Raw genomic sequence first — 1,110 nt, 5'->3', positions numbered from 1 at the left:
GCAGACCTGGTACGAGTGGCGGCATCTGATCCCGGTGCTCGCAGAGCGCCATCTGGTGATCGCTCCCGACCTGCGGGGTTGGGGGGAGACCGAGCGGCCGGCCGATGGTTACGACGTGGCCACCGCGGCCGCCGACGTCCGCAACCTGCTCGATCACCTTGGCATCGCGAGCGCGCATGTCATCGGGCACGACTGGGGCACGCCCATCGGCTACTACCTGGCCGCCACCGCGCGTGACCGGGTGGTCTCGTTCACCGCGCTGGAGGCGAGCATCCCCGGAGCCGGCGGCGAGGATCTGCTGAACTTCTCCCGGGCCTGGAACCCGTTGTGGTTCTTCCCGTTCCTTGCCACTCCCGAGCTTCCACAACAGCTCATCGGCGGAGGCGGTCAGGAGACCTTCTTCACCTGGATGCTCACCCAGATGTGCCGTGCCACCCCGGGCGCCCTCACTGATGAGGACATCGCCGTCTACGTGAAGGCGTACAGCGACGACGACGCGGTGCGGTCCAGCTGTGCGTACTACGTCAACACCTGGGCNNGTCCGCGACGCTGCCCAGGTGCCGCTCGACGTTCCCGTCCTGGCGATCGCGGGTGAACGCTCCCTCGGACAGAACATGATCGATTTCGTCCGGCGGCTCGCCCCTGATGCGGAGTGCGTCATTCTTCCCGGGTGTGGCCACCTAGTCCCCGAAGAGCGCCCTGCCGAACTTGCGCAGCTCGTCACCGACTTCCTGACAGGCATCGACTCGCACGGGTGACAGTGGGACTGCACTGCGTGTGCGGCAGCGTAGGGGGGCAGTGACGGAGCCCGGCCCCACGGGTAGTTCGGGGGCTTGGGCCGTGGCGTGACCGTGGTCGCACGGGTTCTTCGGGTGTGACAACGAAGTGGGCTCGTGCGGCCTTGTCCCATCACGCCTTCCGCGGTCTGGCCCGTGCGCATCTTGGCACTGTGATCGCGGAGTTGGCGGCGCCGTGGTCGTCCCGTCGCGAGTCCGTACTGGGCGGGCGGCGCCTGCCGCTCGGTGACGTGCACCGCCGCGCCGCCCGCCCAGTACGGACTCGCGACGGGACGACCACGGCGCCGCCAACTCCGCGATCACAGTGCCAAGA

At 68.5% G+C, this 1,110-nt stretch carries 1 protein-coding gene and 1 pseudogene; both read left to right on the top strand.

What is annotated here, in order from left to right:
* Positions 1-537, top strand: a pseudogene (locus AOK08_RS49080) (alpha/beta fold hydrolase); the annotation flags it as partial.
* Positions 538-539: 2 nt separating this feature from the next.
* Positions 540-758: alpha/beta fold hydrolase (locus AOK08_RS46925; protein ID WP_206743424.1), on the top strand; the 219-nt coding region annotated here is incomplete at its 5' end.
* Between the last annotated feature and the right edge of the window lie 352 nt (positions 759-1,110).

Source organism: Streptomyces graminilatus (assembly GCF_001418565.1).
In the GTDB taxonomy this organism is placed as follows: domain Bacteria; phylum Actinomycetota; class Actinomycetes; order Streptomycetales; family Streptomycetaceae; genus Streptomyces; species Streptomyces graminilatus.
Note: the sequence above shows the minus strand (reverse complement) of the source record. Positions and strands in the feature narration are given on the sequence as shown.